The organism is Candidatus Methylomirabilota bacterium (assembly GCA_027293415.1).
Classification (GTDB): domain Bacteria; phylum Methylomirabilota; class Methylomirabilia; order Methylomirabilales; family CSP1-5; genus CSP1-5.
In genome coordinates this window covers 16,469-35,399 of sequence record JAPUFX010000003.1, presented here as the reverse complement: position 1 = coordinate 35,399, position 18,931 = coordinate 16,469, and the positions used below count along the sequence as shown (strand labels likewise).

Below are 18,931 nucleotides of genomic sequence, written 5' to 3'. Positions count from 1 at the left end.
CCGCACCAACTATTTCCCGCTAACAATCCCCCCTTGGTGCGTCACTTCCGCTAGGGGGGCAGGCCCCCCTTCGGCGCTCGCCTTTAGCCTCGCTGAGCACCCCCCAAGCATAGGGGAGTCTCTCCCCTACAACCCCTCAGTGCCCCTCGCGGAAGCTTGCTGTGCTTAGGGAGATTTAGTTGGAGAGGCACTAGGTGGGCCGCATGATCCGCTTCAGGGCCGAAAGCAGCATGTGGACGTGATTCTCGGTGCTGCTACACCCCATCAGGCCGATACGCCAGACCTTGCCGGCGAATTCGCCAAGCCCCGCGCCGATTTCAATGTTGTACTCGTCCAGGAGACGCCGGCGCGTGGGGGCGTCTGCCAGGCTCTCAGGAATCCAGACGGTGTTCAGCATGGGCAGCCGATAAGGCGGCTCGACCACGAACGTGAAACCCAATTCTTCCAGGCCGTCGCGCAGCAGTTCGTGATTCCGCCGGTGCCGCGCGAAGCGCGCTTCCAGTCCCTCTGTCAATATGATTCGCAGGGCCTCGTGCAGCGCGTACATCAAGCTGATGGGGGCCGTGTGATGGTACGTGCGCTGCTCGCCCCAGTAGTTGCGCACCATTCTCATGTCCAGGTACCAGCTCTGGACCTTCGTTTTGCGCGCATCCATCGCTGCCACGGCGCGTGGACTAAACGAAACCGGTGACAGTCCGGGCGGCGCACTGAGGCATTTCTGGGTGCCGCTGAACGCGGCGTCAATGCCCCAGTCGTCCACGCGCACGTCTGTCCCACCGAGCGAAGTGACCGCGTCGACGAGCAGGAGCGCGCCAGCCTCATGTATGATCCGGCTGATGTCCGTCAGCGGTTGCAGCACGCCCGTGGATGTCTCTGCGTGGACGAGGGCGACGAGCTTGGGTTTGCACTCTCGCAGGGCATCTTCAACCTGTTGCGGATCGATGGGGGACCCCCACGGCGCGTCTACGCGGTGCAGCTTGGCACCGCAGCGCCCCACGATATCGGCCATGCGGTTGCCAAACACGCCGTTCACGCACACCAGCGCTTCGTCCCCGGGCTCCAGCAGATTGACGAAGCACGTTTCCATTCCAGCGCTGCCTGTGGCCGAAACGGCAAGGGTCATTTCGTTTGCCGTCTGAAAAGTGGCCTGGAGCATCCTCTTGACCTCGTCCATGATCACCAGAAACTGCGGGTCCAGGTGGCCGATCAGCGGGGTTGCCATGGCGCGCAGGACGCGCGGGTGGACGTCGCTGGGGCCGGGACCCATCAGGAAGCGCGGCGTGGGGATCAATTCACGGGGCAGAGACACGCAAATCCTCCGATCAGCCTGGCGTTTCGCCGGCGCCATCGGCCGGCTGGGAGGGTTGGGATTACTCACGCGACAGCACGCAGGGACACCCCAGGAACTGAAAAGCTATATTACGGGACACTACCTGTCAATATGAAGTTTTTTCATATCTACAAGGGGGATAGCCATGAGTGGTAGTCCCCCTTGCCCTTGTTCCTGTTCCTGTCGCACCCCAGGGTGACTCAGCCGTAGTCCAAGTCGTCCGCGTCATCGACGGCGACACCTTGCAGGTCCATTCGTGTGGTGGCAAGCATGCAGTCATGACCTGGTTTGCTCGAACACACGGCTTCTATGGTGAACGGCGCGGGAAAAGAGAAGTCTACTTAATGAGTAGACTTTTGGGTCCTCAGCGATTCAGCCACGATTGTTGGGGTCAGACATTGCTAATTGTAATGATCGCCATCATCTTCGCGGGATTCAGTTCGGTGAGGTCGGGATAGGAGGGGGGTCGAGGATGCGGTCAATTCGTATGATTCGGTAATTTGCTTAGACAATCCGATCTTCTGACGAACGACGGCAACTCAGATTCCATCTTTGCGGGGCTGGCAGCTGCGAATGTCACAGCGTCGCCGTGAAGAAACATCTTGATCCATACCCCCCGCGAGTCGTACCAGAGCTCACGATCTTGACCATCTTGATCTTGTACAACGTACCGTTCCGCCGTTTCGGACTTATTTCCGACAGATACAGTCTCCACTCCCTTATTGGAGATGGTCATTGATTCAAGTTCGCCAGTAATTGGACTCATGGCCTGAACGATATGGTCCGACCCTCTAAATGCAGGGTTCAAGAAATTTGTTGGGATGGCCTCTCCGGAAATTTGCTGACTCTTCTCTGATCCGAATTTTTTGAAGAGTCCCTTATCTTTCCGAAATACCGAGACCGTGATCGGATCTCCGAATTCATCCCATGGACACACACTCGGTCGCACCATACGCACGAAAATGGAACACCAGCCTGCAGTAAAAGATTCGAACGCGACCAGCGTGCCGTTGCGCCACACCTCTCTTCGATTCGAGGCACGGCAGTAACCGGTATCATCCAACCATTCCTCGGTTTCCACGACGACATCTTCGCCCTGTCGGGTCGATATAATCTTCTGTATTCCTGTTTGGTTGTTGTTGCGAGTAATCTCATAGTAGAACGTCCCAAGAGGCCAATCCTGGGATACCGCGGTTCCGCTCAAACAGAGAAAGGTGATACAGACGAAGAGCAACCTTCCCAGTGTGATCCGGGGCTTTGTATTCCTGTCAAGATTTCGACGATGAGCCAATTCTCTGCTTTCCCCCCACCGGGTGTGTGGCAAACCGAAACGTTACGTATTCCCGTTGTGCCTATTGCACGCCCCGGCTTGCCCCTGGGGATAGAGAAGTGCAATTCCCGCACCAGCGTCGGCGGGAGGAGGTGGGACGAACGGATCACGGCGTGCCGAGAAAGGATTGAGGTGCTCAGGGAGGGCTGAACGGCTTCAGTCGAAGCGGAGAGGAAAGGGTACTGATCCGGTGGCCCACTCCAGCATGCTTGTCGTGTCCGGCATGTAGTTTTGGCTTGGTTTACTTGGGGACGCGGCTTCTTGGGTGAGACAATGCGGCAATAGGGAAGGTTTTTTTAAAAACAACGGCGAAGGAACAAATAAAAGCCTGCAATGGTGCGGGGTGATTTCTCTACATTAAACGTTTCAATTCCTCCTCAAGGCGCGCCAATGTCTCGGCGCATTTTTTCTGACAGCTTTCGCAAAAAATCACCTGATCATCATAACTCAAGCCACTCGCAAGCTTCTGGCTGGATCCGTCAGGTTCGGCAATTGAAGCGCGCAGCACCTTTCTCAACTCCATGCACGAGATTGTACGATCATCGTGCACATGTAATGTGTCCCGGCAAATCACAGGCGGGCCTGCCAATCCTTTTCGGTCAAACACTAAAAACTCTCGCGCCGATTGTATATACTTTTGGGCCCGTTCAATATCCTCTGTGGCTTTATGCTTCATGACAAGAATCCGCTCAACCTGATTGATGGCTTCTTTTAAGGTGACAAACTCCATTTTCTTGCCCCCCATATGGTCGACGACTTCGAGAAGGCGGTGCAAAGCTTGTGCCAGGGGCTATTTGCGGTTTTTTTGCCGGGATAGGTCTTCTTGGGTCTGCGTAGTTGGGGTCTCGGAAGAGCTACGAAGCAGGTGACGTCCGCGTCCTCGGCGATTCAGCCGGGGGATATAGGAGGGCAATGGCGGGAAATTCGTTGACAAATTAGGCGTTCTTCGGTCTATTACGGAAGGCCCAAGCAAGAGGTGGGACAGCTCAACGCCCGAGGAGGTCAATCGCACAGGAGGAGTAGGCGATGCGGCGTGGGCGCGAGTACGGGATCACAGTGCTGCGGGTCACTCTGGGAGTGGTCTTCGTGATGCACGGCTATTCCGCCGGCTTTGAACTTACCCCTGCCGGTGTGGCCGGCTTTAATGCCTCCATGGGCATTCCGCTCCCGACGGTCACGGCCTGGTTTGTGATCCTGGGCCACTTCCTGGGTGGGGCATCGCTCGTCCTGGGGTATTACACTCGTATCGGCGCGTTAGTCCATGTGGTGATTATGGGGGGTGCGGTCTTCTTCGTCCACCTGGGGCAGGGTTTTTTCCTGCAAGGCATCATCGTGGACGCCGCGGCGGGCAAGGCGATCGCCGGCGGGTACGAATACGGCCTCGTCCTCCTCATGGCTTCAGTCGCGATCCTCTTCCTTGGAAGTGGGCCGCTCGGTCTCGACCGCCCAAAACGCTGATCACCCGACCGGCCCGACTGGAGAGAAAAGCTCCTTGCCGCCCTATCTGGGTTATGGTATGGTCCCTCCCGTTTTGGCTCAGAACCTCGCGCTCTATATCCTTGGGGCGAAATTCCTAGATCACACGAGACACGGATGACGTAGCGGCATGCGGGTATCCCACACGCCTCTCGATATTCGTCGTCTGCCGACCCGGTTCGAGGGGTTGGTACACATCGACGTGGACCTTACACCCCGGAGGACCTGGTGATTCTGCTGCTGGTCGTCCTCCTTTGCCCATTTTTCGCCGCGGCCCTGACCCCTCTTGTTGCGCGGGTCTTGGGAACGCGGACCGGGTGGTGGGCCGCTGGGGTCGCCTTAGGAAATACCCTGGCGCTGCTCTCTCTGCTCCCCGACGTACTCCACGGAACGACCCTCACATACACGCTTCGCTGGGTCCCCCTTCTCGACGCCAACCTCACGCTGATGGTGGACGGGCTGAGCCTCTTCTTTGCCCTCCTCATCTCCTTCGCCGGGTGTCTCATCATGGCCTACGGCCGCTTTTACCTGGACCCGCGCGAGGAGCACGGGAAGTTCTTCACCTACATGCTGCTCTTCATGGGCTCCATGTTGGGGGTGGTCCTGACTGACAACCTGATTGCCCTGTTTGTCTTCTGGGAGCTGACCAGCCTCTCTTCATTCTTCCTCATTGGGTTCTGGGACCACCGAGAGGCCTCACGCTACGGAGCGACCCAGGCCCTCCTGATCACCGCGGGCGGCGGGATGGCCATGCTCATCGGGTTCATCCTCTTGCATCAGGTCACCGGATCCTGGGACATACAGTCGGTCCTGAGCCAAGGCGACATCATCCGCGCCAGCCCCCTCTATCTGCCCATCCTCGGTCTGGTGTTCCTCGGATGCATGACCAAGTCGGCCCAGACCCCCTTTCATATCTGGCTCCCCAACGCCATGGAAGCCCCGACGCCGGTGAGTGCGTATCTGCACTCCGCGACGATGGTCAAGGCCGGTCTGTACCTCGTGGCGCGCCTGCATCCGGCCCTTTCGGGGACCGAGGCATGGCTGTACCTGGTCGGAGGGGTCGGCATCCTTACCCTGTGTGTCGGGGGATTCTTGGCGTTAGCCCAGGACGATTTGAAGGCCATGCTGGCGTACTCCACGGTGAGCCAGCTGGGGCTGATTATGGCGCTGTACGGCCTGGGGACCCGCCAGGGGGTGGTGGCGGGGTCCTTCCACCTCATGAACCACGCGGCCTTTAAGGCAGCCTTGTTCCTGTGCGTGGGAATGGTGGAACATGAAACCGGGACGAGACGGTTGAGCCAGTTGGGAGGCCTGTGGCGGGCGATGCCCTGGACAGCGGTTTTTACCCTGGTCTCGGCGGCCGCCATGGCTGGCTTGCCGCCCTTTGGGGGCTTTGTGAGCAAGGAGCTCTTTTATGCGGCCACGCTGGACGTGACCGGCGGTGCGGAGCGGGTCCTGTTGCCTGTCCTCGCGGTGGCAGGATCGGCCTTCACGTTTGCGTATTCGTTGCGGCTCGTCTATGGGGTCTTCTTCGGGGAGCCCGGGCATCCCCCCAAACATCCCCACGAGGCTCCGCTGGGGATGCGGTGGTCGCCGTTCATTCTGGCCGCGCTCAATCCCTTCCTCGGGCTTTGGCCGGCTCCCGCGGATCACTTCCTCCTCGAGCCTATGGCTTCTGGCATTCTCAGGCAAAACGTACACGTCGACTTAGCCCTCTGGCACGGCTTCGGAGCACCCCTGCTGATGAGTGTCATCACCATTGCGGCCGGCCTCATCCTCTATCCCGCATGGTTGGGGATCCAGCGGTGGCAGGGAGATGTTTTTTCCCGGCTCAGCCTGGAGAGCACCTACAAAGGCAGTCTCCAGGTCCTGTCGCGGTCGGGGAGGGACGTTTCGCTCTGGCTCCAATCGGGCTTTCTCAGACAATACCTGCTCTGGATTCTCTCCTTTCTGAGCCTGGTCGTCCTCTCCACCTTCATTTGGAATCGGGTCTCCCTCATCCCTGTAGAGGCGCGATCGGTCCTCTCCTACGAGGGGATCCTGCTCATCCTGACGGTCGTGGCCAGCATTGCAGTGGTCTTCGCTCCTCGACCACTCCCCGCGGTAATTCTGCTCGGAGGGGTGGGATTTCTTGTGGGGATTCTCTTCATCCTCCTGTACGCCCCGGACCTCGCTCTCACCCAGATCCTCATCGAGACCGCCTCCCTCGTCCTTTTTCTGTTGGTGATCTATCGTCTTCCTCCGTTTATTCCGGAACAGGCCTCTCGCGGTCGCCTGCTGCGGGACGGACTTTTGGCCACCGTGGTGGGTGGCGCGGTGACGGCGGTCGTTTTGGCCACCGCCGGCCAAGGGTATTTCCCTTCGATCGCAGAGTTCTTTCTCCGTGAAAGTGTCCCTGGGGGAGGCGGCAGAAACGTGGTCAATGTGATCCTCATCGACTTCCGCGGATACGACACCCTGGGGGAGGTTACGGTCTTGGCCATCGCTCTTCTGGGTGTCTTCACCCTGCTCAGCAGAAAGGATACGCGATGACGCGGCCAACGACGGTCATTGCCGAGACGATCACCCAGTGGTCCTTTCCCGTCATCTTCCTCTTTTCGCTGTATCTCCTCTTGGCGGGCCACAATAATCCGGGGGGAGGGTTCATCGCCGGCCTCATGACCGCGGCGGCCCTGGTGTTACAGTACATCGTGTTTGGGATGCGGGAAGTGCAACGCGTTACCCCGTCCAGCTATCTCGGCCTGGTGGCCCTCGGGCTGACCCTCGCGCTCGGCACCGGCCTGGGCAGCCTTTTTTTGGGATGGGGATTTCTCAAGAGCGGCATCCTGCACCTGCATCTCCCCATCTTCGGGGAAGTCGAGGTTGTTTCGGCCTTCGTCTTTGATGTAGGGGTGTACTTCATCGTAGTCGGGGTCACCTTGACCGTCATATCGCTGCTGGGAAGGGAGACGGCGTGACGACCTTACTTGCCATTACTATTGGGGTCCTCTTCGGGACCGGGGCGTTCCTCGTCCTCCGTCGCAATGCGCTGAAGGTCATCATTGGTCTCTCCCTCATCTCTCACGCGGCAAATCTCTTGCTCGTTACTTCTGGGGGCTTTGCCGGAAATCGTCCGCCCATCATCGGGCCTGGCGGCGGGTTGTACGTCGATCCGTTACCGCAGGCGCTGGTCCTCACCGCCATCGTGATCAGCTTCGGGGTGACCGCCTTTATGGTGGTCCTCCTGTACCGTCTCTATCAGCGGACGGGAACCGTTGACATGGATCAAATCCGGAGACTTCGAGGATGAAAATGCTGGTGGTCCTCCCCGTTTTGATTCCCTTGGCGACCGCCATCGTTACGATCTTTCTCGGACGGTCCCTTCGCGGAAAGATCCTGGCGAGCCTGGTCGGAGGGGGGGCCACATTCGCCAGCGCCCTCCTCCTCCTCAGGACCGTCTGGAGCTGGGGAACCGTGGTCCACGTCATGGGCAGCTGGTCTCCCCCCTTCGGCATCATCCTGGTGGCGGATCTCTTAAGCAGCGGGATGGTCCTCCTGTCGAGCGGTGTGGCTCTGGTCGCCCTCTGCTACTCCGTGGGATACGTTGACGAAGAGGGGCAGCGGCTCGCGTACCATCCTCTCTTCCATCTGCTCATGATGGGCATCTATGGTGCCTTCCTCACCGGGGACATCTTCAACCTGTTTGTCTTCTTCGAAATTCTCTTGATCTCCTCCTACGCCCTGGTGGCCTTTGGTGGTGAGGACTATCAGCTCGAGGCCTCGCTCAAATACGCCACCATCAACCTCATTGCCTCTGCGGTGTTTTTATTGGCGGTGGGCGGGCTGTACGGCGTCATGGGAACCTTGAACATGGCCGATCTCAGTCTCAAGATCGGGGGGCTTCAGGAGCCGGGCCCCCTCCCCACCATCTTCCTCCTCTTCATCGCGGTCTTCGGGGTAAAGGCATCAATGTTTCCGTTTTACTTCTGGCTGCCTGACGCCCACTCGAGTGCCCCGACCCCGATCAGTGCCATGCTTTCCGGCGTCCTGATCAAGGTGGGCGCATACAGTATTCTCCGAGTTTCCAGTGTGATCTTTGTCCCCCTCCGGCCCGACGCGCAGGAGTGGATTTTGGCCCTTGCGGCGGTCACTATGGTGGTGGGGGCTTGTGGAGCCCTCGCCCAGTCGGACGTCAAGCGCCTCCTGGCGTATTCGAGCGTGAGCCAGATGGGTTACATCATCTTGGGCCTCGGGATCGGAACCCCCCTCGCCCTCCTGAGTACACTCCTCTTTATCGTGAATCACGCCCTGTCCAAGGCGATGCTCTTCCTCACGGCAGGGGTTGTCATTGAGGCGACGGGGACGAGGGAGATGGGAGGCATGGGGGGACTTGCCCGGCAGATGCCCTGGACGGCAGGTGCTTTTCTGATCGGGACTATGGGCATTGCCGGAGTCCCCCCCCTCCTCGGCTTTTTCGCCAAGTTTCTTCTCATCCAGGCCGCACTCGAGTCGGGGCACGGATTCCTCGCGGCGTTGGCGGCAGGCTTGGCCATCGTGACCCTCTGGTATCTCTTTGCTGCCTGGCAACAGATCTTTTGGCGTGAAGGCAGCGGACGCGCTCTCCACCCGGCCCCTCGGCTCATGAAAGGATCGGGACTTGTCTTGGCCGGGGTCATCCTGGTCGGCACAATATTTCTCAACCCCCTGGTCGATTTTCTGCGAGCCGTGGAAGCTCAACTGAGGCAGCCGGAGGCCTACGTCACGGCCGTTTTTCGGGAGGTGCCGCCTGTGACAGCCTCCACTGTGGAGCCGCAATGAAAGAGCGCAAACTTTGGATGCTCACCCTCGTGCTCGCCGTGGTGTGGTGCTTTCTGAGCGGGGCGATAACCTTGGCCAACTTCCTCATGGGATTGCTGATGGGGACACTCACCCTCGTGCTGTTTCGCCCGTTCTTTCCGTGGAGTCCGTCTCCACTCCGTCTGTTCCGGAAGATCCCGGCCTTCCTCCGCTACCTCGCGCACTTCCTGTACGAGCTGCTCAAGGCGAATCTGCAGGTGGTCTATATGGCGCTCCATCCCAAGATGCCGATCCGTCCGGGGATTATTGCCTTTGCGACCCGTCACCGGAGCCCTCTCGGGACCACGCTGTTGGCCAACAGCATTACGCTCACGCCCGGGACCCTCACGATGGATGTCGCTCCGGATGGACGGACCCTCTACATCCATACGCTGGACATTGCCCACCCGGAGGAGGTGCGGGAGGGGATCCGGCGGGGTCTGGAAGATTACACAGTGGAGGTAGCAGACTGATGACACTTCTCGTGAACGGAGCACTCCTGGTGGCGGCCTGCTCGACTCTTCTGTGTCTCTACCGCATTGTGATAGGCCCCTCGGTCCCTGATCGGGTGGTTGCCTTTGATGCCTTCTCTACAAACCTGGCCGTCGTCGTCGTGCTGCTGGTCATTCGGGATGGCTTGGTCGAACTCATCGATGTCGTCCTGGTCCTGGCGATCCTGGGATTTGTGGGAACTATGGCTATAGCGAAGTACATCAAAAAGGGGGATATCGTTGGTTGACGTCGTTGCGGGGATCCTGATTCTGATCGGGACTTTCTTTCTGGCGGCCGGCTCCATTGGTCTCATCCGGTTTCCCGATGTGCTGTGCCGGATGCATGCCACCACGAAAACCACCACGCTTGGGGCTTGTAGTATTTTTCTCGCCGCCACGGTCAAGTACGGAAACTCTCCCATCGGCCTCAAGGCGTTGCTGGCTTTGTGTTTTCTGCTGCTCACCGCGCCCGTCGGGGCTCATATGATCGCTCGGGCCGCCTATCGGGGTCGGGTTCCGCTGGCCGCCGATCGGATGGTCGCGGATGACCTGAGGGAAGCTGTGGAGCCATCCGCCTACGCGGCCGAGCAGGACTCCCGCGCTCGGTGACGCACCTTCCCAATACGCCTCTCTCATCCGAGACCTGTCTTGTCCTCCCCAAGGTGTCTCTCGCATCCATACATCCAGCAAAATGCTTTAAAATCAATTAATTGGCTCACAGCATTATTTTTTATAATGCAACGCAAAAAATACTTGACAGGTATGACGCAGGGTGTTATATTCCCTAACAGAACGTCCTGATCCTCTTGGGTTGGCCAAGAAGAGATTATGGGTAAACACTGATAACGTAAGGTAAGGAGGGATGTTATGAATCAGCCCGATTTCACAGAGATCAGCACCAAGGCGAATGAGGCGTGGACCGAGACAGTTGATAAAGCGCTGGGGGCCTTATCCCTGGCTGGCGAGGTCCAGCGGGACGTCTCGGGCCGGACGGTCGATGCCAACGCCGCCATCGCGCGGGAAGGCGTTCAGTATCTGGACGAGGTCCAGGGAACGATCCGGCGCGCGTCTGAAGAGGCCAGGGACGTCTTGAACCGTCAGTGGGCTGTGGCTCAGGAATTTCCGAAGGATCCGATGGCTTTTCCCCAAAAAGTGGTGAGCCTCTACTGGGGGGAGGGAGAAAAGTTCACGAACCTCGGGGATGCCCAGCTGGAGGCCCTGACCCGGTTCACCGGGAACCTTCAAAATCTTCTGGAGAAGGCCGGCAAGGAGACCCGGGAGAGCCTGACGAAGTATACCGAAAAGATCCTCGCCCTTTACGGCCTCAAGAACTAAGGCCAGCCTGCTTTGCCAAAGGCCCCGTCAATTGACGGGGCCTTTCTCTTTTAAACACTCCCTCTTCATGCCTTCCTCTGTCCGGCGGTCATCCGTCCCGCAGGCCTCTCAGACCGTAAGAGCGCGCCGCTCTTCCTTCTTGAAGTTTCGGTCCATTGCCTCCTAATGCTCTGTAAAAACAGAGGTCGAGGGTTTCATCTTGACAGGTATGGGGGATCCTGTATAGGCTACTCCCCCGCCCCACCAGGGTCCTCTGCGCGAGAGCCCGGGGCAGTCGACACCCCGGATCAGCATTTTCATTTCATATCAGAAGGGAACTCTTGGCAAGGAGGTGAAGCATGAAGAGGAGAACCTTTACTCGCCGAACCCGGTGTATCGCTGCCGTATCCGCAGCCATGTTTGTGCTGGCCTTGGTCATGGCTCCTGCGGCCATGGCAGCAGAGCAGCCCCGGTATGGGGGGAGCCTGGACTTTGCCGTGCCGAAAGACCCCCCCTCCTTTGATGGGCATCGGGAGACCACCTTTGCGCTGATTCACCCGGTGGCCCCTCACTACAGCCTGCTGTTGAAGTTCGACCAGATGAACTACCCAAAGATCGTCGGGGACGTGGCAGAAAGCTGGAAGATTTCCAAAGATGGGAAGACATACACCTTCAAGATCCGGAAAGGGATCAAGTTTCACGACGGATCCCTCCTCACGGCCCGCGACGTCAAGGCCACGTACGACAAGATCATCTCCCCACCCCCGGGCGTATCGAGCGCCCGCAAGGGGGCCTATCTCGTGGTAGAGTCGGTGAAGGCGCCGGACGCCCGGACGGTCGTGTTTCGCCTGAAGTGGGCAGCCCCCTCCTTCTTGGCGAATCTCGCCTCCCCTTGGAACTTCATCTACAAGGCGGACATCCTCGCGAAGGATCCGCATTGGTATGAGAAGAACATCAATGGGACCGGCCCCTTCAAGTTTGCGGAGTTTGTCCCAGGGTCTCACTGGATCGGCAAGAGGAACGAGGACTACTTCGTGAAGGGTCGGCCCTACCTCGACGGATACAGGGCCATCTTCATTAAGTCGAGCTCGGCCAGGGTGGCCGCGGTCCGGGGCGGGCGCGCCCTCATCGAGTTCCGGGGGTTCCCTCCCTCGAGCCGTGACGACCTGGTCCGGGCCTTAGGAGACAAGATCCGGGTCCAGGAGGGCCCATGGCTCTGCTATCTCTCGGTCGCCATTAACAACGAAAAGAAGCCTTTCAATGATGTGCGGGTCCGGAAGGCCCTGACGTTAGCCCTGGACCGCTGGGAGGCTTCACGGTACCTGTCCAGGATCGCCATCATCAAGCCGGTGGGAGGCATCATGCGCCCCGGCTCCGAATTTGCCGCGACCGAGGCAGAGCTGACGGGGCTCGTCGGCTACGGCAAGGACATCAAGGCTGCCCGGAAGGAGGCCCGCCGCCTCCTCAAGGAGGCCGGAGTTCCCGAGGGGTTTTCTTTCACCTTCAAGAATCGCGACCTGCCGATGCCGTATGAGCATATGGGAATCTGGCTCGTCGACCAGTGGCGAAAGATCGGGCTCAACGTCTCGCTCAAGGTCTTGGAAAAGGGTCCGTTCTTCGGTGATCGGAAAAAGGGAAACTTCCAGACCATCATGGACTGGGAGTGCGGCTTTATGGACGAGCCGGATCTTCAGCTCTCCAAGTTCCTCTCCATGGGGACAAGCGGTGCCAACTACTCGCGCTACGAGGATCCGGTCTTGGACAAGCTGTACGAAAAGCAGAGCCGCGCCAGGAGCAAGAAAGAGCGGATGAAGCTGATCCGCCAGTTTGAGAAGCGAGTGCTCAGCGAGAAGGTCTACACGTTTCCCACCCTCTGGTGGTTCAAGATCAATCCCCACTGGGCCAAGGTACGAGGCTGGAACCAGCTCCCCAGCCACTACCTCAATCAGGACTTGCGGGACGTCTGGCTGGCCGATAAGTAGTAGCCCTCGTGAGGGGGATTGAGCGCTCGGCGCTCCTCAAAACGGTGGCCCGCCGCGCAGGGGAAGGCGGCGGGCCACCTTCTTTTTGAGAGGCAATGCAACGATATATCATCAAGCGGTTCCTCTTGATGATCCCGACCCTTCTCGGGGTCGCGGTCTTCATCTTCCTCCTCATGCGGGTGATTCCAGGTGACGTCGTCGAGCTGAGACTCACCAGCGAAGGGGGTTTCGTCACGGAAGAGGTCCTGGCCACGGAGCGGGCGCGGCTGGGCCTCGATAAGCCCCTCTGGCAGCAGTTTGTGAACTGGATATGGGGGATTGTGCGGCTGGATTTCGGAACGTCCATGTGGACGGGCCGCCCCATCTCCCACGAGATCGGCATCCGGCTCGAGCTCAGCCTCGAGGTCGCTATTCTGGCGACCGTGGTGGCGATCCTCATTGCGATTCCGTTGGGGACGCTTGCGGCCCTGAAGCAGGACACCTGGGTGGATTACGCCGTCCGGGTCTTCAGCATTGCCGGATTATCCATGCCCTCTTTCTGGCTGGGGATTCTCATCATCCTCTTCCTGCTGATCTACTTTCAGTGGGTCCCGCCGATGGTTTACACGCCGATCTGGGTCGATCCGTGGGCGAATCTCTCGCAGATCGTCTGGCCTGCCGTGGCCGTCGGGTACCGGTATTCCGCCGTCTCCACGCGCATGATGCGATCCTCGATGTTGGAAGTGTTACGGGAGGACTACGTCCGAACGGCCCGTGCCAAGGGGTTATGGGAGAAGGTGGTCATCACCCGCCACGCGATGAAAAACGCCCTGCTGCCGGTGATCACGGTAATCGGGCTCGAGTTTGCCTTCTTAATCGGGGGGCTCGTGGTCACGGAGCAGGTCTTCAATCTGAACGGACTCGGGAAGCTGTTAGTGCAGTCCATCGCCCAGCGGGATTACACCATGACCCAGACGTTGGTCCTGCTGGTCGCCGTGACGTTTGTCCTGGTGAACTTTGTCATAGACATCCTGTACGGCTGGCTGGATCCTCGGATTCGGTATCGGTAGCGGGGAAGGAAAGTGGAAGCGAACCAGACCCGGGTTGAGACAGCGGCAGCGGTGGGGCGGCGGGTTCCGACCGGGTTGCCCATGTGGCTTCAGGCAGTCGTCCGATTCACCCGACAAAAGCCGCTCGGGACCTGCGGCGCGGCCGTCGTTGTCGTTATGGTCCTGGTGGCCATCGGGGCCGATTACCTCGCCCCCTATGATCCGCTAACAACCCGCTATCACCTCATGATGCAGGCGCCGGGAGCGAAATTCTGGTTGGGGACGGACATCTATGGTCGGGATATTTTGAGCCGGATTATTTATGGTTCCCGGACAGCATTGCTGGTGGGGTTCTCGGCCTCCATTTTCGGGGCGACGGTGGGGGCGATCATGGGGGTGATGAGCGCCTACTTCGGCGGCAAGAGCGACCTCGTGATCCAGCGAGTCATGGATGTTCTGCTTTCTTTTCCCCTCATCGTCTTGGCCCTCGCGGTGGTGGCGGCGCTGGGCACCGGGGTGGAAAACGTGATCATCGCCATCGCGGTCCCCATGGTGCCGCGGTGTGCGCGGGTGGTGCGCTCGAGCGCGTTGGCCATCCGAGAGACCCCGTATGTGGACGCGGCCCGAGCCATGGGGTTCAGCCACATGCGGATCATGTTCCGCCACATGCTGCCAAACGTCGTGGCTCCCTATTTGATCATGCTGACCGCCTTCCTGGGTCAGGCCATCCTTTTGGAGGCATCTCTGAGCTTCCTGGGCCTCGGGGTGACCGAGCCTACCCCGGCCTGGGGCCTGATGCTCAAGGGAGCCGCCGTGGAGTTTGCGGAACGGGCACCCTGGATGGGCATCTTTCCCGGCCTCGCCATCAGTGCCGCTGTCTTCGGCTTCAATCTCTTTGGTGACTCCCTCCGAGACGTGCTCGACCCCAAGCTTCGCACGTCCTGAGCAATCAGTGCGTACCGTGCCGCCGCGGTATGCGGGTGTGGCTGCCTTGACCCTCCTTTTCCTTTCCGATAGCATGGCGATGGTTTTTGGAATTCTTCTTGCACCGGAACCCTCGCTATGATCCCGCCATGAAGCAATTTTACTTGATCATGGCTTTACTGCTGGCCACCGTTGTCGCGATCTTTGCGGTCCAGAATGCCGAGGAGGTCACGGTTCATTTCCTCGTGTGGACCTTCCAGAGCTCGGTGGTCGTGGTGATCTTGATCTCTGTGGGATTGGGAGCCCTGTTGGCCACCCTTGTCAGCCTTCCCCAGACGCTGAAGGCGAGGCGGCGGCTCAAGGAGACCGAGGCGAGACTCGAGCGTCTGGCCAGGCAATTTGGCGGGTCGGAAGAGTGGGACGAGCCCCACGAAAAGGAATGAAAGGGAGCCGGGTGCGTCGCATCTCCACGGACTCCATCGGATAAAGTAATCCGTGGTCTCAAGCTTCATAAGGTTCCCCTCCTCGGCCATCTCCTCTTTGGCGAGGAGGGGAGTGCCTTGGTGGTCTCAATGAAGGTCGAAGGACCCCTGAAGACGCCCCAGGTCAGAATGGTGCCCCAGGAGTCCCTCGGTCGCGGGGTCTTTGGCATCTTCCAACGCGTGTTAGAACTGCCTGCGGGATTGTTCCCGGCCAAATCATCCAGGCGTCGCGAAAACTGAGCCCCCGAGGGTTGACCCTCTCGGGTTTTTTTGATACAAGTACATACAAATACAAGGGTCAACAAATCTGGCGATCCACCGAGTTCCCGCCTTTCTCCTTCCAGCCGTGGCAGCCTTGTTGCAGGGGACTGACGCAGGCGCCCCTGTCGACCCGGGGAGTGCGTTGGGTCGCAGGAGGTTGCCCAGAGGAGGCCCCCCTTTTTGAGGGGGGAGTGAGATGATTCATCGTGCAGCATTACAGGATTTTGTAAAGACCAAGATGAGGGCCACCCGAGTGGTGGTCGTCTCCAACCGTCAGCCGTATATGCATATCTACGACGGGGATCGTGTCATCTGGCGACGGCCTGCCGGTGGGCTCGTAGTGGCGCTTGATCCGGTGCTCCGCGTAGCCAAAGGGAGCTGGGTGGCCTCCGGGCAGACTCCGGCGGACCGGATTGTCGTGGATGCCGAGGGCCGGGTGCGGGTCCCGCCAGAGGATCCTCAGTACACCCTCCGGCGGGTTTTTCTGAGCAAGGAGCAGGAAGAGGGGTACTACCATGGCTTCGGCAACGAGGTCCTCTGGCCCCTCTGCCATACCGCCTTCGTCCGGCCGATCTTTCGCGCCTCAGACTGGCAGCATTATCAGGCGGTGAATCAGGTCATGAGCGATGCCGCCCTGAAGGAAGCCGGACAAGGGCGCGCCTTGATCTGGAGCCAAGATTTTCATCTCGCGCTCTTACCGCGGTTCCTGAAGCAGGCGCGACCGGATCTGAGCGTGGCGCATTTCTGGCACACGCCCTGGCCGACCCCCGAGGTCTTTCGGATCTGTCCCTGGAGACGAGAGCTGCTGGAGGGGATGCTGGGGGCTGACCTGCTCGGATTTCAGATCCGCTACCACTGCGATAACTTCCTGGCCACGGTGGCCAATGAGCTAGAGGCCAAGATTATTGCCGAGCAATCGGCGGTTCAGTACCGGGGGCGTATGACCGTTGTCAAACCCTTCCCCATTAGCATCGATTATCATCGTATCGTTCAGGACCTCGAATCGCCCGAAGTCGAAGAAGAGACGCGCCGGATTGATCGCCTGCTGGGAGGGCGACCGGAGTTCCTGGCGGTTGGAGTGGACCGAATTGACTACACGAAAGGCATCGTGGAGCGGCTCCATGCCATCGATCGGTTCCTCGAGCGGTATCCACACTACGTGGGGCGGTTCGTTTACCTGGGGATTGGGGCCCCCAGCCGGATCCACATCCCCGCGTACAAGGAACTCCGGGGGGACATCGCCCAGCGAGTCGAAGAGATCAACTGGAAGTACGGGACGGAGACGTGGCAGCCGGTGATCCTCTTGGACCAACAGGTTAGTTACCCGAGGGTTCTCGCCTATCTTGCGATGGCGGATGTCTGCCTCGTGACGGCCCTGCATGATGGCATGAATTTGGTGAGCAAGGAATTTATCGCTGCGCAACAGGGGGAGAAGCCAGGCGTTCTGATCCTCAGTCGGTTTACCGGCGCGGCCCGCGAACTCGCTGAGGCGCCGTCGATTAACCCATATGACATCGAGGGGTCTGCCGAGGCCATCCGGCAGGCGCTTGAGATGCCTCAGGAAGAGCGGGGCAGGCGCTGCCGGTGGCTCCAGGAGCAGATTCAGGATCACGATATCTACCGGTGGGCCCTGGATATGCTCAAGGAAGTCAGGCGGATCCGTCGCGGGCGGTTATGATCCATCTCTTCCGCACCTGGAACCGCTGTGCCGCGCGGATCCGGCAGGCGGAACAGATTGCCCTCTTGTTCGATTTTGATGGGACCCTCAGCCCCATCGCGAGCCGCCCGGGGATTCCCCGCCTCTCCCCATCTCACCGGAAGATGTTGCAGGCCCTCAGTCAGGACAGCCAGGTGGCCATTGGGATCATCAGCGGTCGTGGACTGCGGGATCTGCGGAGGCGCATCGGGATCCGGGGACTCTACTACGCGGGGAACCATGGCCTGGAGCTGCAAGGGCCAAACCTTCGTTTTCTTCACCCGGGGGCGGCGGCGACGCGCCCGGTGCTCGTCCGAATCGCCAGAGAGCTCCGGAAGCGACTTGCGGGGATTTTCGGAGTCCTCGTCGAGGATAAGACCTTAAGCCTCAGCTTCCACTATCGGCGAGTCCCCCGGGCCCGACATTCCACCGTCCAAGACATCTTCATGCAGACGGTAAGCCCGTATCTGAAGCGGGGAGAGATTCGTGTCACCCGGGGAAAGATGGTCTTGGAAGTGCGCCCCGCGGTACAGTGGGATAAGGGGAATGCCGTCAAGCTCATCCGGAGAGAGATCGAACGAAGCCGGTCGCCTCGCAAGATCTTGCTCTGCTATCTGGGGGACGATGAGACCGACGAGGCCGCCTTTGCCGCCCTGCGAGCGAACGACTTGGCGGTCTTCGTGGGAGGCCGAAAGCCAAGCAGTGCCGCCTCGTATTACCTTCGGGACCAGGAAGAGGTCAAGGAGTTTCTAAAACGATGCAGGCACCTCAGAACCGCGATGGTCGCCTGAGGAGCAATAGAACAGGGGAATCGAGGGAAGATCGACTGGTGGAGAACAAGATGGAAAAGCCGTGGGAACCTATTGACCTTGACAAGATAAAGACCACCCCCCTCCGCGACCGGCCGAGCAAGGTTTCCGTCACGGCCCTGGCACGGGTCTGGCAAAAAGGAGGGGTCCTTCGGGACTTCCTCGCTACCCTCCCCGATATCTTGGGGGCCCGGGATTTCCGCGCCGTGGTGGCCGCCATGGTTACCGCCCGCCGGGCCGGAAAGCCAGTGATCTTGGGGCTGGGGGCCCACGTCATCAAGGTCGGGCTCTCGCCGGTGGTGATCGATCTGATGGAACGCGGGATCGTGAACGCCATCGCCATGAACGGGGCCGGCCCGATCCACGACTTCGAACTTGCGTACGCCGGCTTTACCTCCGAGGAAGTGGAAGCCGTCCTGGGAACCGGAGAGTTCGGGATGGCCGAGGAAACCGGAAGAATCCTCAACGATGCGGTCCGGGAGGGAATCGCCAAAGGTTGGGGGTTCGGACAGGCCGTGGGGGAAAAACTTCGAGTCCTGAGCCCCCCGTATCTGCACTTGAGCCTCTGTGCCGCTGCGGTTCGTCTCCACCTGCCGGTGACTGTCCACGTGGCGGTCGGGACCGATGTCATTCACATGCACCCCTCGTGCGACGGAGCAGCCATTGGCGAGGCGAGCCATCTCGACTTTCGGCTATTGACGGCGGTGGTGGCAGAGCTCGGGGGTGGTGGGGTCTATCTCAATGTGGGCTCCGCGGTCCTCCTTCCCGAGGTCTTTATGAAAGCGATAGCGGTGGCCCGGAACGTGGGGCATGCCGTGACTGACTTCACCACCGTGAACATGGACTTTCTGCAACATTACCGCCCGACCCAGAACGTCGTCCGCCGCCCCGTGGCGGGAGGCGGCCAAGGATACGCCCTAATCGGACATCACGAAATCCTGTTCCCGCTCTTGGCAGCGGCCGTGATCGAGCAGTGGGAAGAGGGGGAGTAAG

General features: G+C 59.7%; 19 protein-coding genes. 16 read left to right on the top strand and 3 right to left on the bottom strand.

Translation table 11 applies throughout. From position 1 onward, the window contains the following. Positions 1-190: 190 nt before the first annotated feature. From O6929_00220 to O6929_00210, 3 genes are all read right to left on the bottom strand, one after another. Positions 191-1,348 (bottom strand): alanine--glyoxylate aminotransferase family protein, encoded by a 1,158-nt coding sequence (locus tag O6929_00220; protein MCZ6478821.1) that lies wholly within the window; start codon positions 1,346-1,348, stop codon positions 191-193. A gap of 460 nt (positions 1,349-1,808) precedes the next feature. Further along, on the bottom strand, positions 1,809-2,411 hold the full coding sequence (locus tag O6929_00215; GenBank protein MCZ6478820.1) for a hypothetical protein: 603 nt from the start codon (positions 2,409-2,411) through the stop codon (positions 1,809-1,811). A gap of 601 nt (positions 2,412-3,012) precedes the next feature. Then, positions 3,013-3,390 carry a hypothetical protein gene (locus O6929_00210; GenBank protein MCZ6478819.1) on the bottom strand — a complete coding sequence of 126 codons (378 nt, stop codon included), beginning with the start codon at positions 3,388-3,390 and terminating at the stop codon, positions 3,013-3,015. A 296-nt stretch (positions 3,391-3,686) separates the two neighbouring features. Between O6929_00210 and O6929_00205 the strand changes: the two genes are divergently transcribed. The 16 genes from O6929_00205 (at position 3,687) to O6929_00130 (ending at position 18,930) form a co-directional block, all read left to right on the top strand. Then, positions 3,687-4,118 carry a DoxX family protein gene (locus O6929_00205; GenBank protein MCZ6478818.1) on the top strand — a complete coding sequence of 144 codons (432 nt, stop codon included), beginning with the start codon at positions 3,687-3,689 and terminating at the stop codon, positions 4,116-4,118. A gap of 246 nt (positions 4,119-4,364) precedes the next feature. Beyond that, on the top strand, positions 4,365-6,668 hold the full coding sequence (locus tag O6929_00200; GenBank protein MCZ6478817.1) for a proton-conducting transporter membrane subunit: 2,304 nt from the start codon (positions 4,365-4,367) through the stop codon (positions 6,666-6,668). Then, positions 6,665-7,093, top strand: coding sequence for a Na(+)/H(+) antiporter subunit B (locus tag O6929_00195; GenBank protein ID MCZ6478816.1), 429 nt, complete (start codon positions 6,665-6,667; stop codon positions 7,091-7,093). The genes O6929_00200 and O6929_00195 overlap by 4 nt, the downstream gene beginning before the upstream one ends. Beyond that, positions 7,090-7,425 (top strand): Na(+)/H(+) antiporter subunit C, encoded by a 336-nt coding sequence (locus O6929_00190; protein ID MCZ6478815.1) that lies wholly within the window; start codon positions 7,090-7,092, stop codon positions 7,423-7,425. The genes O6929_00195 and O6929_00190 overlap by 4 nt, the downstream gene beginning before the upstream one ends. Then, the gene (locus tag O6929_00185) at positions 7,422-8,933 is read left to right on the top strand and encodes a proton-conducting transporter membrane subunit (GenBank protein MCZ6478814.1); all 1,512 of its coding nucleotides are present in this window, start codon (positions 7,422-7,424) and stop codon (positions 8,931-8,933) included. Before O6929_00190 ends, O6929_00185 begins: the two co-directional genes overlap by 4 nt. Further along, complete coding sequence (locus tag O6929_00180) at positions 8,930-9,424, top strand: Na+/H+ antiporter subunit E (protein MCZ6478813.1); 495 nt, start codon at positions 8,930-8,932, stop codon at positions 9,422-9,424. The genes O6929_00185 and O6929_00180 overlap by 4 nt, the downstream gene beginning before the upstream one ends. Next, complete coding sequence (locus tag O6929_00175) at positions 9,424-9,690, top strand: monovalent cation/H+ antiporter complex subunit F (protein ID MCZ6478812.1); 267 nt, start codon at positions 9,424-9,426, stop codon at positions 9,688-9,690. The genes O6929_00180 and O6929_00175 overlap by 1 nt, the downstream gene beginning before the upstream one ends. After that, entirely contained in the window at positions 9,683-10,051 is a 369-nt protein-coding gene (mnhG, locus tag O6929_00170; protein ID MCZ6478811.1) for a monovalent cation/H(+) antiporter subunit G, read from the top strand. The genes O6929_00175 and mnhG overlap by 8 nt, the downstream gene beginning before the upstream one ends. Before the next feature lie 258 nt (positions 10,052-10,309). Further along, the gene (locus O6929_00165; protein MCZ6478810.1) at positions 10,310-10,777 is read left to right on the top strand and encodes a hypothetical protein; all 468 of its coding nucleotides are present in this window, start codon (positions 10,310-10,312) and stop codon (positions 10,775-10,777) included. 338 nt (positions 10,778-11,115) lie between these two features. Next, on the top strand, positions 11,116-12,738 hold the full coding sequence (locus O6929_00160) for an ABC transporter substrate-binding protein (protein MCZ6478809.1): 1,623 nt from the start codon (positions 11,116-11,118) through the stop codon (positions 12,736-12,738). 95 nt (positions 12,739-12,833) lie between these two features. Then, complete coding sequence (locus tag O6929_00155) at positions 12,834-13,787, top strand: ABC transporter permease (GenBank protein ID MCZ6478808.1); 954 nt, start codon at positions 12,834-12,836, stop codon at positions 13,785-13,787. Positions 13,788-13,799: 12 nt separating this feature from the next. Continuing rightward, the gene (locus tag O6929_00150) at positions 13,800-14,711 is read left to right on the top strand and encodes an ABC transporter permease (protein ID MCZ6478807.1); all 912 of its coding nucleotides are present in this window, start codon (positions 13,800-13,802) and stop codon (positions 14,709-14,711) included. 128 nt (positions 14,712-14,839) lie between these two features. Further along, positions 14,840-15,133 (top strand): LapA family protein, encoded by a 294-nt coding sequence (locus O6929_00145; protein MCZ6478806.1) that lies wholly within the window; start codon positions 14,840-14,842, stop codon positions 15,131-15,133. Positions 15,134-15,629: 496 nt separating this feature from the next. Beyond that, complete coding sequence (locus O6929_00140) at positions 15,630-17,111, top strand: trehalose-6-phosphate synthase (GenBank protein MCZ6478805.1); 1,482 nt, start codon at positions 15,630-15,632, stop codon at positions 17,109-17,111. Continuing rightward, on the top strand, positions 17,108-17,920 hold the full coding sequence (gene otsB, locus O6929_00135; GenBank protein ID MCZ6478804.1) for a trehalose-phosphatase: 813 nt from the start codon (positions 17,108-17,110) through the stop codon (positions 17,918-17,920). Before O6929_00140 ends, otsB begins: the two co-directional genes overlap by 4 nt. A gap of 50 nt (positions 17,921-17,970) precedes the next feature. Next, positions 17,971-18,930 carry a hypothetical protein gene (locus O6929_00130; protein MCZ6478803.1) on the top strand — a complete coding sequence of 320 codons (960 nt, stop codon included), beginning with the start codon at positions 17,971-17,973 and terminating at the stop codon, positions 18,928-18,930. Position 18,931: the final 1 nt, after the last annotated feature.